General features: G+C 73.6%; 1 protein-coding gene and 1 pseudogene. Both read left to right on the top strand.

Going from position 1 to position 1,014, the window contains the following annotated elements; genetic code table 11:
* Positions 1-18: 18 nt before the first annotated feature.
* A pseudogene (locus tag HMPREF0731_RS26295) lies at positions 19-249 on the top strand (TolC family protein); the annotation flags it as partial.
* A gap of 313 nt (positions 250-562) precedes the next feature.
* On the top strand, positions 563-1,014 hold a 452-nt coding region (locus tag HMPREF0731_RS26290; protein WP_007006404.1), incomplete at its 3' end, for a TolC family protein.

The raw sequence follows: 1,014 nt of genomic DNA, 5'->3' as shown, positions 1-1,014 counted from the left end.
CAGCGGGCCGAGAAGCAGGTGCTGGCGCAGCGCGCGCGGCTGCTGGCCACCGAGCAGCAGGTGCTGGCCGACACGGTGGCCGCCTATGTCGCGGTGATCCGCGACCAGGAGACGCTGCGGCTCAACGTCAACAACGTGCAGGTGCTGCAGCGCCAGCTCGACGCGACGAATGAGCGCTTCCGCGTGGGCGAGATCACCCGCACCGACGTGGCGCAGGCGGAGAGCCGGCTGGCCGGGGCGCGGGCCTCGCGCGCCAGCGCCGAGGGCACTCTGCAGACCAGCCGGGCCACCTTCCAGCGCGTGGTGGGCCTGGCCCCCGAGCGGCTCTCGGCGCCGCAGCCGCTGAGTGCGGCGGTGCCGAATGCGCGGGAGGCGGCGGAACTCGCGATGCGCAACAACCCGCAGGTGGTGGCGGCGCTGTTCGACGAGGCGGCGGCGCGCGACGCGGTGGATGTGCAGATGGCGGCGCTGCTGCCGCAGGTGAGCGTGCAGGCGCAGGCCTTCCGCTCGGACAACAGCCAGCAGCCGCATGTGCGCTCGACCGGCGAGCAGATCACGGCGAATGTCGGTGCCGATCTACCAGGGCGGGTCGGAGCACGCGGCGGTGCGGCAGGCGCGGCAGGACGCGCAGCGCTACCGGCAGATCGTCGACGACCAGCGCCGGCAGGCGATGCAGCAGGCGACCCAGGCCTGGGAGACGCTGCAATCGGCGCGCGCCCAGGTGGAGAGCGTGCGGGCGCAGATCCGCGCCGCCGAGATCGCGCTCGACGGCGTGCAGCGCGAGGCGGTGGTGGGCAGCCGCACCACGCTCGACGTGCTGAACGCCGAGCAGGAGCTGCTGAACGCCCGCGTCAGCCTGGTGCAGGCGCTCTCCAACGTGGTCACCGCCAGCTACAACCTGGCCGGCTCGGTCGGCCGCCTCACCGCCCGCGACCTGGCGCTGCCCGTCGCCCAGTACGACATGGAGGCCTATTACCGCGCCGTGCGGAACCGCTGGTTCGGCACCGGCGACCT

Origin of the sequence: Pseudoroseomonas cervicalis ATCC 49957 (genome assembly GCF_000164635.1) — a bacterium.
GTDB classification, from domain to species: domain Bacteria; phylum Pseudomonadota; class Alphaproteobacteria; order Acetobacterales; family Acetobacteraceae; genus Pseudoroseomonas; species Pseudoroseomonas cervicalis.
This window is presented reverse-complemented; position numbering and strand designations above follow the sequence as displayed.